2 protein-coding genes are annotated in these 516 nt (G+C 62.8%); both read left to right on the forward strand.

What is annotated here, in order from left to right:
* A partial coding sequence (locus JWG43_RS20680) for a Holliday junction DNA helicase RuvB C-terminal domain-containing protein (RefSeq protein ID WP_275888501.1) occupies positions 1–201 on the forward strand: 201 nt, incomplete at its 5' end.
* Positions 198–458, forward strand: coding sequence for a BrnT family toxin (locus tag JWG43_RS20685; protein ID WP_066626794.1), 261 nt, complete (start codon positions 198–200; stop codon positions 456–458). The genes JWG43_RS20680 and JWG43_RS20685, both read left to right, overlap by 4 nt.
* Positions 459–516: the final 58 nt, after the last annotated feature.

Here is a 516-nt window from a genome sequence, read left to right on the forward strand (position 1 = left end):
GGGATGGACACCTTGGCGGCCGCCATCGCCGAGGCGCGCGATGCGGTCGAGGACGTGATCGAACCCTATCTGCTGCAACAGGGCTTCATCATGCGCACGCCGCGCGGCCGCATGGCCTGCGCCAAGGCCTATGCGCATCTGGGCCTCAGCGCGCCGGCGCAACCCTCCTCCGGACCCGTGCCCGGCGACCTTTTTGAATGAAGGTCGCCTTCGATCCAGGCAAGGATGCGAGCAATCGCGAGAAGCACGGGCTGTCGCTTGAGCGGGCGAGCGAGATCGATCTTCGCGCCGCCCACATCCTCGCCGATGACCGCCAAGATTACGGTGAGCAACGATGGCGAGCCTATGGTATGCTGGATGGGCGGCTGCATATGCTGGCTTTCACCTTTCGAGACGGGACGTTGAGAGCCATCAGTCTGCGGCGCGCAAACGCCAAGGAGAGCAAACGCTATGGCTGATCCCAAACTCAGCCTTGATCCAAGCGATTACGAGGATGTCGAGATCGACGATCTGGAC

This window comes from Desulfobulbus alkaliphilus (genome assembly GCF_016918545.1).
In the GTDB taxonomy this organism is placed as follows: domain Bacteria; phylum Desulfobacterota; class Desulfobulbia; order Desulfobulbales; family Desulfobulbaceae; genus Desulfobulbus; species Desulfobulbus alkaliphilus.

Bases quoted from the DNA above. Each gene is read 5' to 3' on its own strand.
- JWG43_RS20685 (WP_066626794.1), top strand. From the start codon at position 198: ATGAAGGTCGCCTTCGATCCAGGCAAGGATGCGAGCAATCGCGAGAAG.